Origin of the sequence: Pseudochrobactrum sp. XF203 (assembly GCF_020341615.1) — a bacterium.
GTDB classification, from domain to species: domain Bacteria; phylum Pseudomonadota; class Alphaproteobacteria; order Rhizobiales; family Rhizobiaceae; genus Pseudochrobactrum; species Pseudochrobactrum saccharolyticum.
Genome location: NZ_CP084392.1, coordinates 1,942,506 through 1,961,681 on the forward strand (window position 1 = coordinate 1,942,506; position 19,176 = coordinate 1,961,681).

A 19,176-nucleotide genomic window follows, 5' to 3' on the forward strand; every position below is an offset into this window, starting at 1 on the left:
CGCATAATCTGAAATGCGGCAGATTTTTTTATAAAACTCAATACGGGGATACGTCTTTGAAAATTGCCACATGGAACATTAACGGTGTCAAAGCACGTATCGAAAATCTGCTGCACTGGTTGCAGGAATGCCAGCCTGATGTGGCTTGTCTTCAGGAAATCAAATCCGTGGACGACCTGTTCCCGAGACTGGAAATTGAAGCCCTCGGCTATCACGTAGAAACTCACGGCCAGAAAGGCTTTAACGGCGTTGCCATTCTCTCGAAGGTCTCACCGGTTGAAGTCAATCGCGGGTTACCAGGTGACGACAGCGATGAGCAGGCACGTTTTATCGAAGCCGTATTCACCACTGAAAAAGGTGTGATCCGTGTTGTTTCGCTCTATCTGCCAAACGGCAATCCGGTGGATACAGAAAAATACCCTTACAAGCTCGGCTGGATGCAGCGTCTGGAAGACTGGGCGAAAACCCGTCTGGAACTGGAAGAGCCGCTGGTGCTCGCCGGTGATTACAACATCATCCCGCAGCCGATTGATGCCAAACATCCGGAAAACTGGGTGAATGACGCGCTGTTCCTGCCGCAGAGCAAACAGGCATTCCGTCGTCTGGAAAATCTCGGCTTCTATGATTCAATCCGCAATGTCAGCGATGAACAGATGTTCTCATTCTGGGATTATCAGGCCGGTGCATGGCAGAAAAATAACGGTATCCGCATCGACCATCTGATGCTGTCGCCGGAAGCTGCCAATCTGCTGGATGGTGCGGAAATCGAGAAACACACACGCGCATGGGACAAACCGTCCGACCATGTGCCGGTTGTTATTCAGCTTAGCTGCTGAAATAAATTATCTCAAAGATTAGAAGACCATAGCGCCGCAACCTGAATCATTTTGCTAAGTTGCGGTGCCTGCACAACTATTTCTACTCAGAGTAAAACAAACAAGTGCTAGTGCTGGCCGACGAGTGCAATCGCATTACGGCGGTCAGCCTCACCGGCAACCGAAAACGCCTGTTCCTGCATCGCACGGATCCATTCGCAATCCTGATCCGAACAACGCTCAAAAGCAGCCGTCAGCATCGCAAGGCCGCGAACGGTTTTGCCGGCCTGAAACAGCATATTGCCGAGCATAGCCTGCGCATTGGCATTGCCTTTTCTGGCAGCCAGCTGGAACCATCGTGCAGCCTGCGTTTTGTTCTTCTCTACCCCGTCACCTTTGAGCAGCATAGCGCCAAGCTCATATTGGGCAGTCGAGTCGCCAAAATTGGATGCGGCCTGCACATAGAGATCACGGGCCATATCAGGATTGGAATTCACAGGGGTGCCGGGAATACCGCGTTTGAGATAGCGCGCCATCTGCACCAGTGCACCGGCCACATAAGATTCGTTCTGCGAACCCGGCTCTGCGCCTTCATGGACGATTTTTTCAAAAATTTTATAGGCTTCGTAATCGTTTTCCGGAACACCGTCGCCCTGAGCATACATGCTCGCCAGTTTCCAGTTCGCGCCCGGATGTCCCTGATCTGCCGCATAGCGCAGAGCTTTCAGCGCTTCATCCTTATGGCCGTTCTTAAAGGCGGATACCCCGAATTTGAAAACCTCAAACGGATTGCTCTTCTTGTCCGCATTGTCCGGAATATCAAAGGCAAACGCGCTGCTGCACACCAGATAGAGTGCAACACCGGCTCCACACACAGAATACGCGATTTTCTTAAACGACCCGATCACGACAGCATTCTTTCATTATCGTTTGCCAAAATAACTTTGGTAAAGGACAAGTTAACAAGATGAGAAAAACTAGCCATTTTTTCAGGCAAGATTGCGACCTGTGAATAAAGTCGGCTAAACAGATTTCCTTCAGCAGAGCCCGCACCTGAAGTCATCATGCAAGACTGCACGCTAACCTGCGGATTTTTTTGAGAAAAACTATAATTCTGCAATTACCGACCTCAATGAAGGGCAAAGATTGTTTCACATTTTGTCAGGACTAAACTTTGCCTGCCTCCTATCGGTGCTCCGCATTTATGGCGGGAAATAGGCCAAGTTCGTCTCCGTGAACCTTAGCGCGGCTGAAAGGTAAATACTGTTACCAAAACAACACAAATTTACGCTGATATATAAAATTGCCCCCTCAAAACCACGAAACAATCCGGTTTCAGAGCGTCATAGTTGTCATCCCGTTGCGAAACATAGTTAAGCAAGTGATTATAAATCTTGGTTTTATAGAGAAGCAGGATTTTCTGAAGAATCGCTATCCAGAATCGATTCTCTGTGTATCAGCAGAGATGCAGATACGATTTCAGCCGTGCTTGCGATAATCCTCTTTTCTTCAGACAACAGCGCCTTATAGTCCGCCTTATGAAACCATCTGCTTCGGGGCGCAGACCTCAACCTTACAGACGACAGCCGCAGCGCCGCAGCAATCGCAGGCACTATCGCAAACCCTATTCCTTCCTTCGCCGGTCAGGGATCATGTCTGCACTGCTGTTACTGGGCATATATGCGTTGATGCAGACCTTTATGCCGCAATGGGCAGAAACTGTTTCCGGCAGCAATCAGCCGCGTCAGCCTGTTCGTGCGAACAAGAATGAAGCCCTGCCTGCGCAACTGAGCGGTCGCGGCGGAAGTCTGCATATTTACGATGGTGATACAATTGCCATACAGGGGCAGCGCATAAGGCTGAAAGGCATGGATACGCCGGAAACCCAACAAAACTGTAATATGGACGGTAAAGATTATAACTGCGGGCGCAATGCGACTGCGGAATTACGCCGCCTGATCGGCAATCAGACTGTTACCTGCACAGCGGACGGACGCGACCAGTATGATCGTATCCTTGCCTTCTGCAAGGCCGGAGAGACGGATCTCAACCGCACGATGGTCGAGCAAGGCTGGGCAGTGTCCTATGGACTCTATCAGCGTGAGGAAGCACAGGCACGCAAGAATAAACGCGGATTATGGGCGGGGGAATTTGAACGCCCCGGCAAATGGCGGCGGGAAAATCAGTCACGTTAGAGCATTTCACAGTCAAGTTGGACCAACTTGACGGCTGTGATAATGCGACCAAACAAAGACTCTAGAGCGAGTGACATGAATACACTTAAGTGCGACACGCTCTAGAATGAGCGTAACCGGAGCAATCAGTAATATGGCAACGGCATTGCAGACGCTGCAACATCAGATCAATGACTGCAGAATTTGCCGCGACCAGCCGCTTGGTCCACGCCCGCTGGATCATGAGCCAAGGCCGGTATGCATCTCCTCCCCGACAGCCAGAATTGCCATATGCGGTCAGGCACCGGGTATCCGTGTGCATAATACCGGCATTCCGTTTAACGACCCCTCCGGTGTGCGGTTGCGCCAATGGCTCGATGTGACGCCGGAAAAGTTTTATGACGCAGAGCGCTTTGCGATCATTCCCATGGGTTTCTGCTTTCCGGGCTATGACAAGCATGGCGGCGACCTGCCCCCGCGCCGTGAATGTCGCCTGACATGGCATGACCGGCTGTTTGATCTCATGCCGCAAATCGAGCTGATTATTGCCATTGGCAGCCATGCACAGGCATATCATCTCACCCGCAATCCGAGTTATCGCGAATATTTACAGGCACAGCAAAAACCGCTCAATATGACCGAGACTGTGAAAAACTGGCGGCGCTTTATCGAGAGCAATCAGAATGACGGCCCTGCCGTGCTGCCGCTGCCGCATCCGTCATGGCGAAACAGCGGCTGGCTGAAGCGTAATCCGTGGTTTGAAAACGAGCTTTTGCCGGTGCTTCGTCAAAAAATCCGGCCTTTATTGTCGAGATAAAAATAATTTCTAACTTAATGCAATTTGATAGTATTATATTCTTCGCGTTTAATCGCGCGCTCATCCATAAGGTATATAGTTTCAAAATTATACAATTCGGCGCTTAATGTGAGGCAAAATGGACAGACTTGACAGAAAAATTCTCCGTCTGTTGCAGGAAGATGCAACGCTGGCAGTAGCAGATATTGCCAAAAAAGTTGGCCTGTCCACCACTCCGTGCTGGCGCCGTATTCAGAAACTGGAAGAAGACGGCATTATCAAGCGCCGCGTCGCTGTGCTTGATCCGGTCAAGATCAATGCGCGTGTCACAGTCTTTGTTTCGGTGCGCACCAGCTCTCACAGCCATGAATGGCTGAAGCGTTTTGCTGAAGTCGTGCAGGAATTTCCGGAAGTGGTGGAATTCTACCGCATGAGCGGCGATATCGATTATCTGCTGCGCGTTGTCGTGCCGGACATTGCCGCCTATGACGCTTTCTACAAGCGCCTGATCAGCAAAATCGAGATCCGTAATGTTTCTTCATCTTTTGCGATGGAGCAGATCAAATATACGACAGAACTGCCGCTGGATTATATGGTGCTTGATAAAGACGGTAACTAAACCCATCCCCAAACGGTGAAGCAACATAGAAACAGACAGAGCATTTCCCGTATTACAATTCCAAAAGGAAATGCCCGGCTCCACAAAAAATGGCACTATCCCACGGCAAGGATAGTGCCACTTTTGCTACAGGCGACATGAAATACCGGCCAATATAAATTGTAAAAAACGCAGCGGATATACCAGCGTAAATACATCCTTCGGCTGACTTCTCAGCAAATATTACTTTGAGTAAAATTGTCGCCTGCTCTTAAAACCCTCATACTCCAATACGCATCTATCTTAAAAACTGACAGGCTGCGCACAACCGCAATTAATTGCAGTTTTGGCAAATTATTTTTGAATCCCAATAAAAAATTACCGAAAAAGCACCGCCTCAAAGTTGCAAAAAATCCGGCGCGCTCACACGGCCGGATTTTTTTATTTCTGAGACTATGTTTCGAATTACGAAACGCTGCGGCCGTTCATACCGGCATCTTCAGCAGTTGCCATAGAGACATGACATTGAGCAGCGGTTTTCACCAGACCGGCTGCCAGTGCAGCACCTGTACCGGAACCAAGGCTGATATTCAGATCAAGCAATGGTGCCTTACCCATTTTCTCCAGCAAAAGGCGATGCCCCTGCTCGGAAGACACGTGGGAGAACAGGCAATGATCCAGCGCATCACCATTCATCGCCAGCAGAATGGCTGCGGCGGCGCTGGCGACATAACCGTCAATCAGCACCGGAATTTTCTCGGCACGCGCGGCCAGAATTGCACCGGTGATCGCAGCCAGTTCACGGCCACCCAGACGACGCAGCACTTCCAGCGGATCACGCAGATTACCTTCATTGAGAGCAACGGCTTTTTTCACCGCAGCGATTTTTGCAGGCAACACACTTGCATCTTCACCGGCTGCCAGTGACACCCAGTCCTCAGCCTGACCGCCAAACAGCGCCAGAGAAATCGTAGCCGCAATGGTTGTATTGCCAACGCCCATTTCACCGATGCACAAAAGATCCGTACCACCGGCAATTGCTTCCATGCCAAAAGCCATAGTTGCCGCACAGGTGCGCTCATCCATCGCCGCAGTCACGGTAATATCCTCAGTCGGATGCTCCAGCGCCAGATCAAAAACCTTCAGCCCCAGATCATTGGCGATGCAAATCTGGTTGATGGCAGCGCCGCCGGCAGCAAAATTATTGACCATATCCATAGTCAGCGATTGCGGCTGCGAGCTTACACCCTGCGCCAGCACACCATGATTACCGGCAAAAATTGCCACCAGAGGACGCATGATCTGCGGCTTGGCTTTACCGCTCCATGCAGCCAGCCATTCCGCGATCTCTTCCAGACGCCCGAGTGAGCCGACAGGTTTGCTCAAACGCGCTTCACGTTCACGCACTGCTTCGCCAGCGAATTCACTCGCTTCCGGAAGCTGGCTGATAAGTTCACGAAAATCATCAAATGGCAGTCCGCTGGTACTCACGTTATCAAATCCGTCTTTTAGCCGTAGTGGGGGAAATTCATCTGCGCCTGCTATACGCCCTGCTCACAGTTTTTCAAAGTGCAGAAAAATGAAATTATTGTGCCCGCAGGCCAAAGCCTCCATATAAAGACATGCTCTGCTTCGGCAGGATCATCCGACAGTCTCAGGAACAATGACTTCATGAACCGTTTATTCTGGCTGGTTATCGCAGCAATTGCCATTCTTCTGCTCGTTCTGATCGTCAATGACGAGAGCGGCACAACACTCGGCCTTGCCAATGATGATTTTGCCGATGCGGCCTATATGAGCATTTTCGGCATTGTCGTGGCTGCCGGTTTGCTGGGTTCCGGTATTCCGCTCAATCATATGATGCGCAATATTGCGATCTGGGCGGTGATTATTCTCGGCCTCGTCACCGGCTATCAATATCAGTATGAACTGACCAATATTGCCAATCGCGTCACCGCTGGGCTGATACCCGGTAATGCAATCAGCGGAAATAGCGTTGATGGTGCTGAAACTGTCAGTATCGGTCAGTCGTCCAACGGGCATTTTGAGGTCAATGCACTGGTGAACGACCAGCGCGTGCGCTTCATGGTCGATACCGGTGCCTCCACAATCGTGCTGACACAGGCTGATGCTGAAAAAGTCGGTATTGATGTCAGCAGTCTCAGCTATACGAATCCTGTCAGCACAGCCAATGGCCGCACTATGGCAGCATCGGTGCGGTTGCAGGAAATCCGCATCGGCAATATCACCCGTCAGAACCTGCGCGCACTGGTTTCACAGGAAGGCCAGCTCAGCGGCAGCCTGCTGGGTATGAATTTCATGAACAGCCTGAGCGCCTATACTGTGCAGCGCGATCAGTTGATCCTGACAGACTGAAAAAGCCGTCAAGCTGGACAGGCCGGTCTTTAACCATTATGTCCGCGCAGAAACATCCGCAGAGAAGACGCCGTAAAGAAGATCATTGTGACCAGACCAGAAAAACTCTATGCCGCCAAAACCTTTTCCATCGCGCCTATGCTCGACTGGACGGACAGGCATTGCCGTTTTATGCACCGTCTGCTCACGCGACATACTTTGCTCTATACGGAAATGGTGGTGGCTGATGCTGCCATCCACGGCAAACGTGACCGCCTGCTCGGCTTCTCGGAACAGGAACATCCTGTCGCTCTGCAACTTGGCGGCTCTGATCCGGTGAAACTTGCCGAGGCCGCTAAAATCGGCGAATCCTTCGGCTATGACGAGATCAATCTCAATGTCGGCTGCCCGTCAGACCGCGTGCAATCGGGTGCTTTCGGTGCCTGCCTGATGCTGACACCGCAACTGGTGGCAGACTGCGTTGCAGCCATGAAACAGGCCGTGAAAATTCCGGTAACGGTGAAATGCCGTATCGGCGTGGATGATCAGGATCAGGAAGCCGCACTCTCAGACCTCAGCCGCATGGTGATTGCGGAAGGCGCAGATGCACTGTGGGTGCATGCGCGTAAAGCGTGGTTGCAGGGACTATCGCCGAAAGAAAACCGCGATATCCCGCCGCTGGATTATGACCGCGTCTACCGGCTGAAACAGGATTATCCGCAGCATTTTGTCGGCATTAATGGCGGGATTACCAGCCTTGATGACACCACAACCCATTTGCAGCATACAGACGGCGTGATGATGGGTCGAACGGCTTATCACACACCGATGGTGCTGCGTGATGTGGATCGCCTCGTTTATGGTGATGAAACCGCACCGATGTCGATGGAAGAAGTGCTGGACATGATGTGTGATTATGCTGACCGGCATATTGCGGATGGCGGCCGTCTTGCGCATATCAGCCGCCATATGGTCGGGCTGTTTCAGGGTCAGGCGGGTTCGCGCCGCTGGCGGCAAATTCTCTCGACAGATGCCACACGCAATGATGCGGACAGCAAGATCATCCGCAAAGCCTATCAGGTGATGTCTGAAACCGCTGCCGAGGTAGAAGAAAACAACGCCGCCCGTGCGGAACAGGCAGCGGAATAATTGCAACTATTCTGCAAATATAAAGCGCAGACCTAATCTGCCTTATGGTGAGACGAAAATTGTGCCTTTTGAGAACCGGAGCGCAGCGTACTTATAGTACGTGAGCACCGGAAGCGGAAAAAGGTGCAATTTGCAGGCCATCAGAGGGCAGATCAACTCACTCTTTTAGATTCTCGCCAGACTGAGCGCACTACCGGCACATCGTCAATGGCGTGAACGCGCACGAGATCAGCACGCAGGCCTTCTGCGATTGAACCGCGATCTGTCATACCGACAGCTTTTGCCGGATTGGTGCTGACCATGCGGATAGCCTGCGGCAGATCAATATGCTCCACCACATGAGCAAGGTTGAAAGCGCCCTGCAACATGCTGAAAGGGATATAATCCGACGAGATAATATCCAGATAGCCTTTTTCGGCCAGTTCCAGAGCAGAAACGTTGCCGGAATGCGAACCGCCGCGCACGACATTCGGCCCGCCCATCATCACGCCGATACCGTTGGAGTGCGATGCCGCAGCGGCTTCAACAGTTGTCGGAAACTCGGCAACAGCCACACCATGAGCCACGGACTCATCGACATGGGCTTGCGTCGCATCATCATGGCTTGCCAGCATAATGCCGTTGGCATGGCAATAATCAGCAATCAGCGCGCGGTTTTTCGCGGAGTTGCGCTGTGATTCACCGACACGGCGGTCACAATAGACCTGATAATCGTCTTCGCTGACTTTGTTCTTGCGCATGAAATAGATGCGGTAAGATTCCATATCCGGAAACTGCCGCTGCCCCGGTGCGTGATCCATCAGGGATGCAAGGCGCACTCCCGATGCGCCGCGCAGCTGCTCAAACGCACTGATACAATCATTGGACGAAACTTCGCAGCGCAGATGCAGATAATGCTCGGCGCGCAAACGGCCTTTGCTTTGTGCAGCCTGCAAGGCATCTGCCAGCAATAGCATATCATCAATCACGACTTCGCATTCGCCGTCATGGCCGACACGCAGCGCATCAAAAACCGTGGTAATTCCCGAGGCGGCGATCTGCGCATCATGCGCCTGAATAGCCGCCAGCGGGTTCCAGCGCACTTTCGGGCGCGGTGCATAATGGCCTTCAAGATGATCCGTATGCAACTCAACCAGACCGGGGATCAGATAATCCCCGTGCATATCCTTACCCGATGCCGAGATTGTATTATCAATCGCAGCAATCTTTCCGTCGCGCATGACAACCGTGCCCCTGATAATTTCATCAGGCAGCACGATCCGTGCATTGGTCAGAATTGTTTCGGCAGATTTACTTTGGTTTGGAGCGGACATATCTTCTCTTAAAGTTTTATAGGACTATTCAGCCGCGGCTTTTTCCAGCTGCAATTCCGCTGAAACCGTATTCTGCGCAGCAACCGGCTTACCCGTCAGCGGGTGAAGCGAGTGCACTTCGAATGGTACACCTGATTCTGCCTCGGTAAACAGAGCCAGATTGGTGATCTTGACCGGTTCATTCAGCACGGGCGCGAAAAACTCTTCCAGCACATTACGCACATGCGCCTGTTTTTCCTCCGGCACTGCGCCGGTCAGGGTCATATGAAAGCGGAATTGCTCGAACACATAAGGATAGCCCCACTGGTCGAGATTGGCACGGTGGATCGCATCCATTTTCTCGGGCTTGCGCTTGGCCAGTTCCTGCGCATTCAACGGCGCACGAAAGCGCTCAAAATGCACCACCACATCATTAGCCAGCTGCTGAAGCTCCGCACAAGGCTCGGACACGACCAGCGCAAAGAAAGGTCCAATCTGCGAAACTTTAAGCTTAGGCAGCTGTACAGCCTGATAGCTGGAGGCAAAATGCATCATCGCAGAGAGAAGCTGATGTTCTTCATAATCATCATGCAGGCGAAACGGTGCTTTCAGCGTCGCATGAAAACCGTAGCGGCGCGGCTCTTCAGTCAGAGCACTGACCTCATCAGGGCTGACGGAACCAATCACCGGCGTGCGCACAACCATACCGTTAAAAGCATTGCGGCCAAGCCAGTTTGCAGCCACCCGCAGCAACGGATCATGAGCAGAGGGTGTGAAATATATTCCGTATCGCATAAAAATCCCTTTTTCACAGGTTTACGAACCGGCATGTCAGACGATGTCATACCATGCTTTGCCATAAGTGGCCTGATGATGCGGGCTCTATACAATCACAGTCCGCACCTATTATGACAAGATGCTGAAAAAACGCCTCAATACCCAAAAAACTGAAAAACACCGGACAGGTTTTTACAAAAAGACGTTTTGAATCAACAGAGTTAAACGTCTTTTGGCCAGTCCGGCAATCACCTTGGTAAAATAGGTCAGAAAAGATTTCCGATAACTGCCAAAAATCTCAGCCTGAAACGGATGGCATTGATATCCATATGCCATCCGGCGATTTAAAATATGCTCAGGCTTACAGGCCTAATCCGCCGATGCAGACATATTTGGTGTCGAGATAGTCTTCGATTCCCTGATGTCCGCCTTCTTTGCCAAGACCGGACTCTTTCAGACCACCAAACGGTGCCTCAACGGTTGAGATCAGTCCTTCATTGACGCCGACAAGACCATATTTCAGCCCTTCCATCACACGGAAGGCGCGGCCGAGATCCTGCGTATAGAAATAGCAGGCAAGGCCGTATTCGGTATTATTGGCCTGTTCGATCACATCTTCTTCGGATTTGAATTTATAAACCGGAGCAACAGGGCCGAAAATTTCTTCTTTAGTGAAACGCATACGCGGTTTGGCATCGGCAATCACGGTCGGTTCGAAATAGCTGCCGCCCAGTGCGTGGCGCTTGCCGCCAGTGACAATGCGGCCGCCTTTTTTGGTCGCATCAGCGATGAATTCTTCAACCTTTTCGACTGCATTCATATCAATCAGCGGCCCCTGCTGGGTACCGGAATCCATACCATTGCCGACTTTAAGCTGCTCCACAGCTTCTGTGAATTTCTCAACAAAGCGGCTGTAGATTTTGGATTGTACGAAGAACCTGTTGGTACAAACACAGGTCTGGCCGGAATTGCGGAACTTGGCCGCAATCGCACCGGCAACCGCGCGATCCAGATCAGCATCATCAAATACGATAAACGGCGCATTGCCACCCAGTTCCATCGAGACTTTTTTGACAGTGCCTGCTGTCTGTTTCATCAGCAGCTTGCCAATTTCGGTCGAGCCGGTGAAGGTCAGTTTGGCAACCTGCGGATTACGGGTCAGTTCGCCGCCGATTTCGCTGGCAGAACCGGTGAGAATATTGACTACCCCCGCCGGAATCCCTGCTTCTTCACACAGCACGCCCCATGCCAGACCGGAATAAGGTGTCTGCGTTGCCGGTTTCACCACGACTGTACAGCCCGTTGCCAAAGCAGGGCCGATCTTGCGTGCCAGCATAGAAGACGGAAAATTCCACGGTGTAATCGCTGCGACAACGCCCACCGGTTCTTTGGTCACCATAATACGGCGATCTGCCCAAGGGGACGGCACCACATCACCATAAACACGCCGCGCTTCTTCCGCATACCACAGAATATAGGCGGCAGAGCTTGCTACCTCACCTTTGGCTTCCGTGAACGACTTGCCCTGCTCCATGGTCAGAATTTCAGCCAGAGCATCCTGATTGGCCAAAATCAGATCATGCAATTTGCGCATTTTCTGCGAGCGCTCATTGGCTGTGGTTTTGCGCCAGGTTTTAAAAGCTTGCGCTGCAGCTTCAATCGCGCGCGCGGTCTCTGCCTTACCGGATTTCGGGATGGTACCGATCGCCTTGCCGGTCGCCGGATTCATAACATCGATCGTGGCACCGCTATCTGCAGCCACCCACTGGCCGCCGATCAGATTAGCCTGTTTGATAAACCGGCTGGTATTCGCATTCATAACTTCTCTCCTCACGACAATACATGCAATTACCCTCAAAATCGCATGCTTGTTTCCCGCTCAGATCAAGGGCTTTGGCGCGGATAATGTCAAGGGATCAGCGCGAAAAACCGCCTCACCCCCAAACCGCCTGCGCCAGACCGATCCACATTGCCAGCGTAACGGCAGATGCGGCCGTCGCCAGCACCATCGAGGTTGAAGACAAGCCCTGCCCCACGCCGAATCGGGTGGCAATCAGATAGGAATTAACGCCCGACGGCAGCGCCGCAGCGGTAATCGCAACCTTAGCCGTCAAAGGCGGCAGCCCGACCAGCCATGCCATAGCAAAAACCACAGCAGGCATCAGCATCAGTTTGAAAGACGCATTCACACCGGCGGCAATCACATTGCCGGAAATGCCGAATTTCTTCAGCCCCATCCCCATCGCAAACAGTGCTAAAGGCCCCGATACATCTGCCAGCATTGAAATCAGTTGCATCGGCAATTGCGGAATGGAAAAGCCCGAAAGGCGTACCAACCATCCGGCGAGAATGCCGATAACCAGCGGATTGCGCAGCAAAGACGTGATAAATTTAACCGCCGTGTCATAACGGCTAGTTTCACCGCTGATTATGCCGTCCTTGCGCAAAGCCCATTCATTCAGCATCAGCGATGCGGCCATCATCAGCGGCATATGAATGCTGATAATCAGCGAAATAATCACCAGCCCCGCCTCGCCGTAAACGCCGAGCATCAGCGGCATACCGAGAAAAACCAGATTGGAAAAAGCGCCGGTCACACCGGCGACCACACCTGCACGACGGTCACGGCCGAACATGAAACGGATTCCGCAATGCGCGGCAGTCCATGCAATAACGACACCGGTAAAATAGACCAGCCACAATTCCCAAGGATTACTCGACTGAAAATCGGCAGTCATCATTGTGCGGAAAAGCAACAACGGCGTAGAGACGACAAATACGAAATCAGCAAGACCGTCTCCGGTCGTATCGCTCAATATCTTCAGCCTCGCAAATAGGTAGCCAAGCATAATAATGCTGAAGATAATTGTAATTGTGGCCGCGAGACCCATATTTCACCATACTTATCTGCAATGCCGCGAAGAAATTATGCTTTAAAGCATTCTTGATTCCTGCGCAGATTTACAAATTTCTTGTAAATCGCCAAACTCTTGCTGATTTCTTCATAAATTTGCGCAATATGAAAGATCAGTCAGGGCATATTCTGAAAATTGCATAACGGTTTTCAGAATATAATATGTGTAAATTGATCCCCGCTTATCAGACAAGCTGTTGCAAAATGGCACAAGCGGAAGATCTTCATATTCTCAGGGTCTTACTCAGAGGGGGAATATATCTTTCCCTTTTGAGCGAAAAACGCTAGACACGCCCTGATTAAACAACGATGCCTGCTGGTTCGGGCCTGATACAAGGATTTTCAAATTGTCCTCAACATTTGACAAAGTAGCTGATATTATTGCTGAAACCAGCGAAATTGACCGCGCTTCCATTACGCCTGAAAGCCATACAATCGACGATCTGGGCATCGACAGCCTCGATTTCCTCGACATCGTTTTCGCAATTGATAAAGCTTTCGGTATCAAGATTCCTCTGGAACAGTGGACTCAGGAAGTGAACGAAGGCAAAGCAGATACTGAAGAATATTTCGTTCTGAAGAATCTCTGCGCAAAAATCGACGAACTCGTCGCTGCCAAACAGGCCTAATTTAAGTTAAATTGACGCGCAGTGTGGAAAACAAACCATACCGCGCGTTTTTTTACAGGCAGTGGTTTATATAAATGTGAGTAAATCACAAAACATTGATCGCCGCTTGATGCGGCTTTTGTCATTGATAAGTATGTTTCAGGGATAAATCTGTCCCTGTCATCATTATACCACTGTAAGATCCTGCCTTCGGGTAAGTTACGACCGGAAATCAAGCGAGCAGCTCATGCACAGCAAAAAAGTTCTCATCACCGGCATCGGCCTCATCACCTCTCTGGGTGAAGGCGTGGAAGCCCATTGGTCTGCCCTCACATCAGCAGGGACGCAGCCGAAGCTCGATACAGAGAATTTCGCTCCTTACACAGTTCACCCGTTGGGTGAAGTTGACTGGTCTCAGCAGATTCCGAAGCGCTCCGACCAGCGCCAGATGGAAACATGGCAGCGTCTCGGCACCTATGCAGCAGGTCTTGCCCTGCAGGATGCCGGCATCAAAGAGAATGAAGCGCTCTGCTCCACAATGGATATGATTGTGAGCGCCGGTGGCGGCGAACGCGATATCAGCGTCGACACACAAATTCTCGATGCAGGCCGCGGCAATAACCAACCGGGTCTGATACTCAACGAAAAGCTCTCCACAGAACTGCGCCCGACGCTGTTTCTGGCGCAGCTTTCCAATCTGCTTGCCGGTAATATTTCGATTGTTCATAAAGTTACCGGATCATCGCGCACTTTCATGGGTGAAGAAGGCTCCGGCATTTCCGCTGTGGAAACCGCAGCAGCCCGCATCCGTACCGGCCAGAGCACCCATGCGCTCGTGGGCGGTTCTTACAATGCGGAACATTTCGACATGTTGCTCGGCCATGAGCTCGGCGGTTTCCTGAAGTCCGACGGCTGGGCTCCGGTCTGGGCACGTGAAGGCTCGCAGGGCGGCGGTATGATCACCGGTTCCGGCGGCATCTTCCTCGTTCTCGAAGAAGCAGAACATGCCAAAGCCCGTGGTGCCCGCGCCTATGGTGAGATTGCATCTATCTCCAGCGGCCAAATCCGTCGTGGTAAAGAAGATCTTACCGCAACTGTTTCAGCACTGATTGAAGACAACAGTTTTGTTGTGACCGGTGCATCAGGTGCCCAGCAGCCGACAGCCGCAGAAAAAGCAGCTTTGAGTGCCAAGGGTGCCAGCTATCGCGGTGTATCCGGCCTGTTCGGCCATATGCGTGAAGCACAGTTCCCGCTGGCACTCGCACTCGCCGCGCTCAGCGTCTGGAAAGGCGAAGCTTTTGCTCCGCTTTCCGGTGATGAAACAGCACGCAGCGGTGCGCTTGACCGCGCCACAGCACTGACCGTCGGAGCCACCCGCTCCGAAGGTGCAGCCATTATTGTAAAAGCCTGATCGGAGGTCACCATGTCAAAATTTACCGATCATCTCGGCCGCCCTCTCGTAGCCATTACCGGTGCCGGTGTTGTTTCCCCGCTGGGAACCGGCAAGGAAGATAACTGGAACGCCCTGACCGGCGGTCAGTCCGGTATTCACGAAATCAACCGCTTCCCAATAGAAAATCTCAAGACCCGCATCGCCGGTACTGTTGATTTTCTGCCGGAAAGCACAATCGGCGCGTCTGCTCTGTCTGAAAAACTGGCGCGTCTCGCCGGTGAAGAAGCCATTGCCCAGTCCGGTCTGTCGGTCACCGATTTCGGCGGCCCGCTGTTTCTGGCTGCACCACCGGTTGAACTCGACTGGAAAAGCCGCTTTGCGCTGGATGCTCTGGTGAAAAATCAGGGTGAGCCAAGCTATCAGCTGCTGCTGGAAGCCTGCCGCAACAATCCGCGTATGGATGAATTCAACACCACGCAGTTCGGCTATATTGCCGAGCGTCTGGCAGATATTTTCGGCACACGCGGCCTGCCTGTAACCATGTCCACAGCTTGCGCATCGGGTGCGACCGCTATTCAGTCCGGCGTTGAAGCCATTCGCCGTGGCGAGAGCGACCGCGTTCTGGCCATTGGTACAGACGGTTCTGTTTCTGCCGAAGCACTCATCCGCTTCTCGCTGCTCTCGGCGCTGTCCACACAAAACGATCAGCCGCATAAAGCGTCCAAGCCATTCAGCAAAGACCGTGACGGTTTTGCGATGGCTGAAGGCTCCGGCGCTCTGGTGATGGAATCGCTGGAAAGCGCTATTGCCCGCGGTGCAAAAATTCTCGGTATTCTCAAAGGCTGCGGCGAAAAGGCGGATGATTTCCACCGCACCCGTTCCAGCCCAGATGCTTCACCTGCTATCGCCACCGTACGTGCAGCCTTGGATGATGCAGGTCTGACCATTGACGATATCAGCTATGTCAACGCCCATGGCACATCGACACCGGAAAACGACAAGATGGAGTATCACACTCTGTCCTCCGTCTTCGGTGAACGCATCAGCTCAATTCCGGTCTCTTCCAACAAGTCGATGATCGGTCATACGCTGACTGCTGCCGGTGCGATTGAAGCCGTGTTCTCGCTGCTGACCATTCAGACAGGCACACTGCCGCCGACCATCAATTACGACAATCCTGATCCGGCTATCGCGCTTGACGTGGTGCCGAATGTAAAACGGGATGCCAATGTTACTGCCATTCTGTCGAACTCTTTCGGCTTTGGCGGTCAGAATGCCAGCCTCGTGGTTGCAGCGCCGCTTTAAGCGGCTTTGCGCTCCCCGATCAGGCACTCAAAATTTAATAAGGATAGAACTCAAACATGCGCGCATTACAGCTCCTCGATGACCGCCGCTTGGAAATCACCGACATTCCGGCTCCTGAAAAGCCAGGCTTTGGTGAAGTTACCGTCAATATCAAAGCGGTTGCCCTCAACCATATCGATGTATGGGGCTGGCGCGGCATGGCTTTTGCCAAACGCAAAATGCCGCTGGTGATCGGTGCGGAAGCATCGGGCGTTGTCACCGCAATCGGCGAAGGCGTATCCAATGTTCTGCCGGGTCAGCTGGTGTCAATCTACGGCGCACGCACCTGTGGTCTGTGTAAAGCCTGTCGCGAAGGCCGCGACAATCTTTGCGAACATGTTTCCGGTGTTCATGGCTTCCACCTCGATGGTTTCGCCTGTGAGGCTGTTAATCTGCCAGCACGCCTGCTGATCCCTGCACCTCCGGGTGTTGATGCAATCGGTGCGGCTGTTGCCCCTGTCACTTTCGGTACCGTTGAACATATGCTGTTCGACAATGCCAAGCTGCAGCCGGGTGAAAGCATTCTCATTCAGGCCGGTGGTTCCGGTATTGGTACGGCTGCTATTCAGCTTGCCAAGAAGATGGGCTGCACCGTCTACACCACAGTTGGTTCAGACGACAAAATCGAAAAAGCCAAGGCGCTCGGTGCCGATCACGTTATCAACTACCGTGAAGACCGTTTTGAAGGTGTTATGCGCAAGCTCACCAAGAAAAAAGGCGTCGACGTGGTATTCGAGCATGTTGGTGCCGATACATGGGCTGGCTCCATGCTGTCGCTGAAGCGTGGCGGCCGTCTGGTCACTTGCGGTTCCACCTCCGGTGTTTCGACAAATATGAACCTGATGATGCTGTTCCAGCAGCAGCTTAAACTGCTCGGTTCCTTCGGTTGCCGTATGGAAAACATGGCCGATGCCATGCAGAAAATGGCTCAGGGCATCGTTTCTCCGGTGATTGATACTGTGGTCGGCTTTGAAGATATCGACACAGCTCTGAAGCGCATGGAAACCCGTGACGTCTTCGGCAAAATCATTCTGAAAATTGACTGATCCTCAATTTATCAATGCGGATTATCTTGCAGCGCCCTGTGTTTTAACGCACAGGTCGCTGTAAATTTATCAAGACTTAAGGCACCACATGTTCAAGCTGAAACTCCTTGCGTTCAAATATTGGCAAAAGCTGAAAGTTGCCAATTACTGGCTGTGGGCGCAGGCAGTCTTCATTTTGCTGGCGCTGCTTCGTTTGCTGCCTGCCAAAGCCGCCATCCGGTTTTCCGCTTGGGTTGCCCGCAAAATCGGCCCGCTGTCGTCGCGTCATAAAGTGGCAACACGCAATCTCGCCAATGCCTATCCGGAAAAATCTCCTCAGGAGATTGAAGAAATCGCGCTGGAAATGTGGGACAGCATGGCGCGTCTGCTGGCTGAATATGTATTTCTCGATGCGATCTTCGATTTTGATCCGGATGCGAAAGAAAAAGGTCTGATCGAAGTAGAGGGCGAAGAGATTTTCCGTCGTCTGCTCGATGAGAAAAAGCCGCATATTTTCTTCACCGCCCATACCGGCAATTTTGAATTGCTGCCGATTTGCGCTGCAACTTTCGGCCTCAATGTCACCGCACTCTTTCGCCCGCCGAATAATCCGTTCATCGCCCGCAAAGTGCTGAAAGCCCGCCGAACCAATATGGGGCATCTGGTACCATCCAAAGCCGGTGCTGCATGGTCACTCGCTGCTGTTCTCGGTCAGGATGACAATGTGGGTATGCTGGTTGACCAGAAGTTCGCCCGCGGCGTGCCGAGCACATTCTTCAACCTGCCGGTGAAGACCAATCCGCTTTTGGCCAAACTTGCGCGTCAATATGATTGCGATGTTTATCCGGCACGCTGCATCCGTCTTCCCGGCGGTCGCTATCGGTTGGAATTGTCGGAAGCGATGGAGTTGCCGCGTGATGCAAATGGTCAGGTGGATATTGCTGCCACTGCCCAATTGCTCAACGACACGGTTGAAGGATGGGTGCGTGAATATCCGGGACAATGGATGTGGTTCCACAAACGTTGGGGCTAATCCATGACTTTAGGCACATGCGACTTCACATAAACTTGTATGGATGCGCATAGCGTGCTAACCGCCTGCAAACGGAACAGAGCCTCGCTCAAGGCTTAGAAACAAGGATCTCCTCATGTCCCGCCCGATTATCATTGCACCTTCCATTCTCGCATCTGACTTTTCCAAGCTTGGTCAGGAAATCAAAGATGTTGTGACTGCCGGTGCAGACTGGATACATATCGACGTGATGGACGGTCATTTTGTACCAAACATCACTTTTGGTCCGGATGTGGTAAAGGCAATTCGCCCGCATACAGATGCAGTGTTTGACACCCATCTGATGATTGCACCTTGTGATCCTTATCTCGAAGCATTTGCCAAGGCCGGTTCGGACATCATCACCATTCACGCAGAGGCAGGCCCTCACCTGCACCGCTCGCTGCAGGCCATTCGCAACCTCGGCAAAAAGGCCGGTGTTGCGATCAATCCGGGTACCCCTGCCTCGGTGCTGGAAAATGTGATTGATGATGTTGATCTCATTCTGGCAATGACTGTTAATCCGGGCTTCGGCGGTCAGAAATTCATCACCTCCATGCTGCCAAAAATCGAACAGCTCAATGCACTGATCGGCAACCGCCCGATTGATTTGCAGATTGACGGTGGTGTCACGGCAGAAAATGCCGGTGCTGCAGCCAAAGCCGGTGCAAATTCTCTGGTGGCCGGTTCCTCCATTTATAAGGCCGGCAATCTTGAAGGTTACCGTGCCAATGTCGAGGCAATCCGCAAGGCTGCGGAGCAAGGCCGCGCTTAAAACTTTGATCATCAGGCGGATAGCAATATCCGCCTGATGCATTTTTAACCAACCGGTTCATCTCTCCCGTAAATGCAACCGGTACTTCTATCTTTGCTGTTAGGAAACGC

General features: G+C 52.1%; 18 protein-coding genes. 12 read left to right on the forward strand and 6 right to left on the reverse strand.

Annotated features, from left to right (window positions below):
• Positions 1–56 precede the first annotated feature (56 nt).
• The gene (gene xth, locus LDL70_RS08815; protein ID WP_225684879.1) at positions 57–836 is read left to right on the forward strand and encodes an exodeoxyribonuclease III; all 780 of its coding nucleotides are present in this window, start codon (positions 57–59) and stop codon (positions 834–836) included.
• Between the two features lie 107 nt (positions 837–943).
• On the opposite strand, the gene LDL70_RS08820 is transcribed toward xth, so the two are convergent.
• Positions 944–1,690, reverse strand: a complete 747-nt coding sequence (locus LDL70_RS08820) for a tetratricopeptide repeat protein (protein ID WP_183956639.1) — start codon at positions 1,688–1,690, stop codon at positions 944–946.
• Between the two features lie 777 nt (positions 1,691–2,467).
• On the opposite strand from LDL70_RS08820, the gene LDL70_RS08825 reads away from it, so the two are divergent.
• The 3 genes from LDL70_RS08825 (at position 2,468) to LDL70_RS08835 (ending at position 4,404) form a co-directional block, all read left to right on the forward strand.
• Positions 2,468–3,010: a thermonuclease family protein gene (locus LDL70_RS08825; protein WP_225684880.1), complete on the forward strand. Its 543-nt coding sequence runs from the start codon at positions 2,468–2,470 to the stop codon at positions 3,008–3,010.
• Positions 3,011–3,143: 133 nt separating this feature from the next.
• Positions 3,144–3,806, forward strand: coding sequence for a uracil-DNA glycosylase family protein (locus LDL70_RS08830; RefSeq protein WP_225684881.1), 663 nt, complete (start codon positions 3,144–3,146; stop codon positions 3,804–3,806).
• A gap of 118 nt (positions 3,807–3,924) precedes the next feature.
• Positions 3,925–4,404 carry an Lrp/AsnC family transcriptional regulator gene (locus LDL70_RS08835; protein WP_022711499.1) on the forward strand — a complete coding sequence of 160 codons (480 nt, stop codon included), beginning with the start codon at positions 3,925–3,927 and terminating at the stop codon, positions 4,402–4,404.
• Between the two features lie 444 nt (positions 4,405–4,848).
• Here the strand turns inward: LDL70_RS08835 and cobT are convergent, their stop codons facing one another.
• Positions 4,849–5,874 (reverse strand): nicotinate-nucleotide--dimethylbenzimidazole phosphoribosyltransferase, encoded by a 1,026-nt coding sequence (cobT, locus tag LDL70_RS08840; protein ID WP_225684882.1) that lies wholly within the window; start codon positions 5,872–5,874, stop codon positions 4,849–4,851.
• Positions 5,875–6,054: 180 nt separating this feature from the next.
• Between cobT and LDL70_RS08845 the strand changes: the two genes are divergently transcribed.
• Positions 6,055–6,759 carry a TIGR02281 family clan AA aspartic protease gene (locus tag LDL70_RS08845; protein ID WP_022711501.1) on the forward strand — a complete coding sequence of 235 codons (705 nt, stop codon included), beginning with the start codon at positions 6,055–6,057 and terminating at the stop codon, positions 6,757–6,759.
• Positions 6,760–6,897: 138 nt separating this feature from the next.
• Entirely contained in the window at positions 6,898–7,887 is a 990-nt protein-coding gene (gene dusA / locus LDL70_RS08850) for a tRNA dihydrouridine(20/20a) synthase DusA (RefSeq protein WP_370637826.1), read from the forward strand.
• Between the two features lie 152 nt (positions 7,888–8,039).
• Here the strand turns inward: dusA and LDL70_RS08855 are convergent, their stop codons facing one another.
• The 4 genes from LDL70_RS08855 to LDL70_RS08870 all read right to left on the reverse strand — a co-directional run bounded on the left by LDL70_RS08855 (position 8,040) and on the right by LDL70_RS08870 (position 12,772).
• On the reverse strand, positions 8,040–9,200 hold the full coding sequence (locus LDL70_RS08855) for an alpha-D-ribose 1-methylphosphonate 5-triphosphate diphosphatase (RefSeq protein WP_151159030.1): 1,161 nt from the start codon (positions 9,198–9,200) through the stop codon (positions 8,040–8,042).
• A gap of 24 nt (positions 9,201–9,224) precedes the next feature.
• Entirely contained in the window at positions 9,225–9,974 is a 750-nt protein-coding gene (locus tag LDL70_RS08860) for a DUF1045 domain-containing protein (protein ID WP_022711504.1), read from the reverse strand.
• A 343-nt stretch (positions 9,975–10,317) separates the two neighbouring features.
• Positions 10,318–11,775: an NAD-dependent succinate-semialdehyde dehydrogenase gene (locus LDL70_RS08865; protein WP_022711505.1), complete on the reverse strand. Its 1,458-nt coding sequence runs from the start codon at positions 11,773–11,775 to the stop codon at positions 10,318–10,320.
• A 115-nt stretch (positions 11,776–11,890) separates the two neighbouring features.
• Entirely contained in the window at positions 11,891–12,772 is an 882-nt protein-coding gene (locus LDL70_RS08870; protein ID WP_370637633.1) for an AEC family transporter, read from the reverse strand.
• A gap of 445 nt (positions 12,773–13,217) precedes the next feature.
• Between LDL70_RS08870 and LDL70_RS08875 the strand changes: the two genes are divergently transcribed.
• From LDL70_RS08875 to rpe, 6 genes are all read left to right on the forward strand, one after another.
• Positions 13,218–13,499, forward strand: coding sequence for an acyl carrier protein (locus tag LDL70_RS08875; protein ID WP_022711508.1), 282 nt, complete (start codon positions 13,218–13,220; stop codon positions 13,497–13,499).
• Between the two features lie 226 nt (positions 13,500–13,725).
• On the forward strand, positions 13,726–14,889 hold the full coding sequence (locus LDL70_RS08880) for a beta-ketoacyl-ACP synthase (protein WP_225684885.1): 1,164 nt from the start codon (positions 13,726–13,728) through the stop codon (positions 14,887–14,889).
• Positions 14,890–14,901: 12 nt separating this feature from the next.
• Positions 14,902–16,176 carry a beta-ketoacyl-ACP synthase gene (locus tag LDL70_RS08885; protein ID WP_225684886.1) on the forward strand — a complete coding sequence of 425 codons (1,275 nt, stop codon included), beginning with the start codon at positions 14,902–14,904 and terminating at the stop codon, positions 16,174–16,176.
• Positions 16,177–16,232: 56 nt separating this feature from the next.
• Positions 16,233–17,261: a zinc-binding dehydrogenase gene (locus LDL70_RS08890; RefSeq protein ID WP_075654854.1), complete on the forward strand. Its 1,029-nt coding sequence runs from the start codon at positions 16,233–16,235 to the stop codon at positions 17,259–17,261.
• An 88-nt stretch (positions 17,262–17,349) separates the two neighbouring features.
• Positions 17,350–18,273: a lipid A biosynthesis lauroyl acyltransferase gene (locus LDL70_RS08895; protein ID WP_220159890.1), complete on the forward strand. Its 924-nt coding sequence runs from the start codon at positions 17,350–17,352 to the stop codon at positions 18,271–18,273.
• Positions 18,274–18,388: 115 nt separating this feature from the next.
• The gene (rpe, locus tag LDL70_RS08900) at positions 18,389–19,066 is read left to right on the forward strand and encodes a ribulose-phosphate 3-epimerase (RefSeq protein ID WP_075654852.1); all 678 of its coding nucleotides are present in this window, start codon (positions 18,389–18,391) and stop codon (positions 19,064–19,066) included.
• The last annotated feature ends 110 nt before the right edge of the window (positions 19,067–19,176 follow it).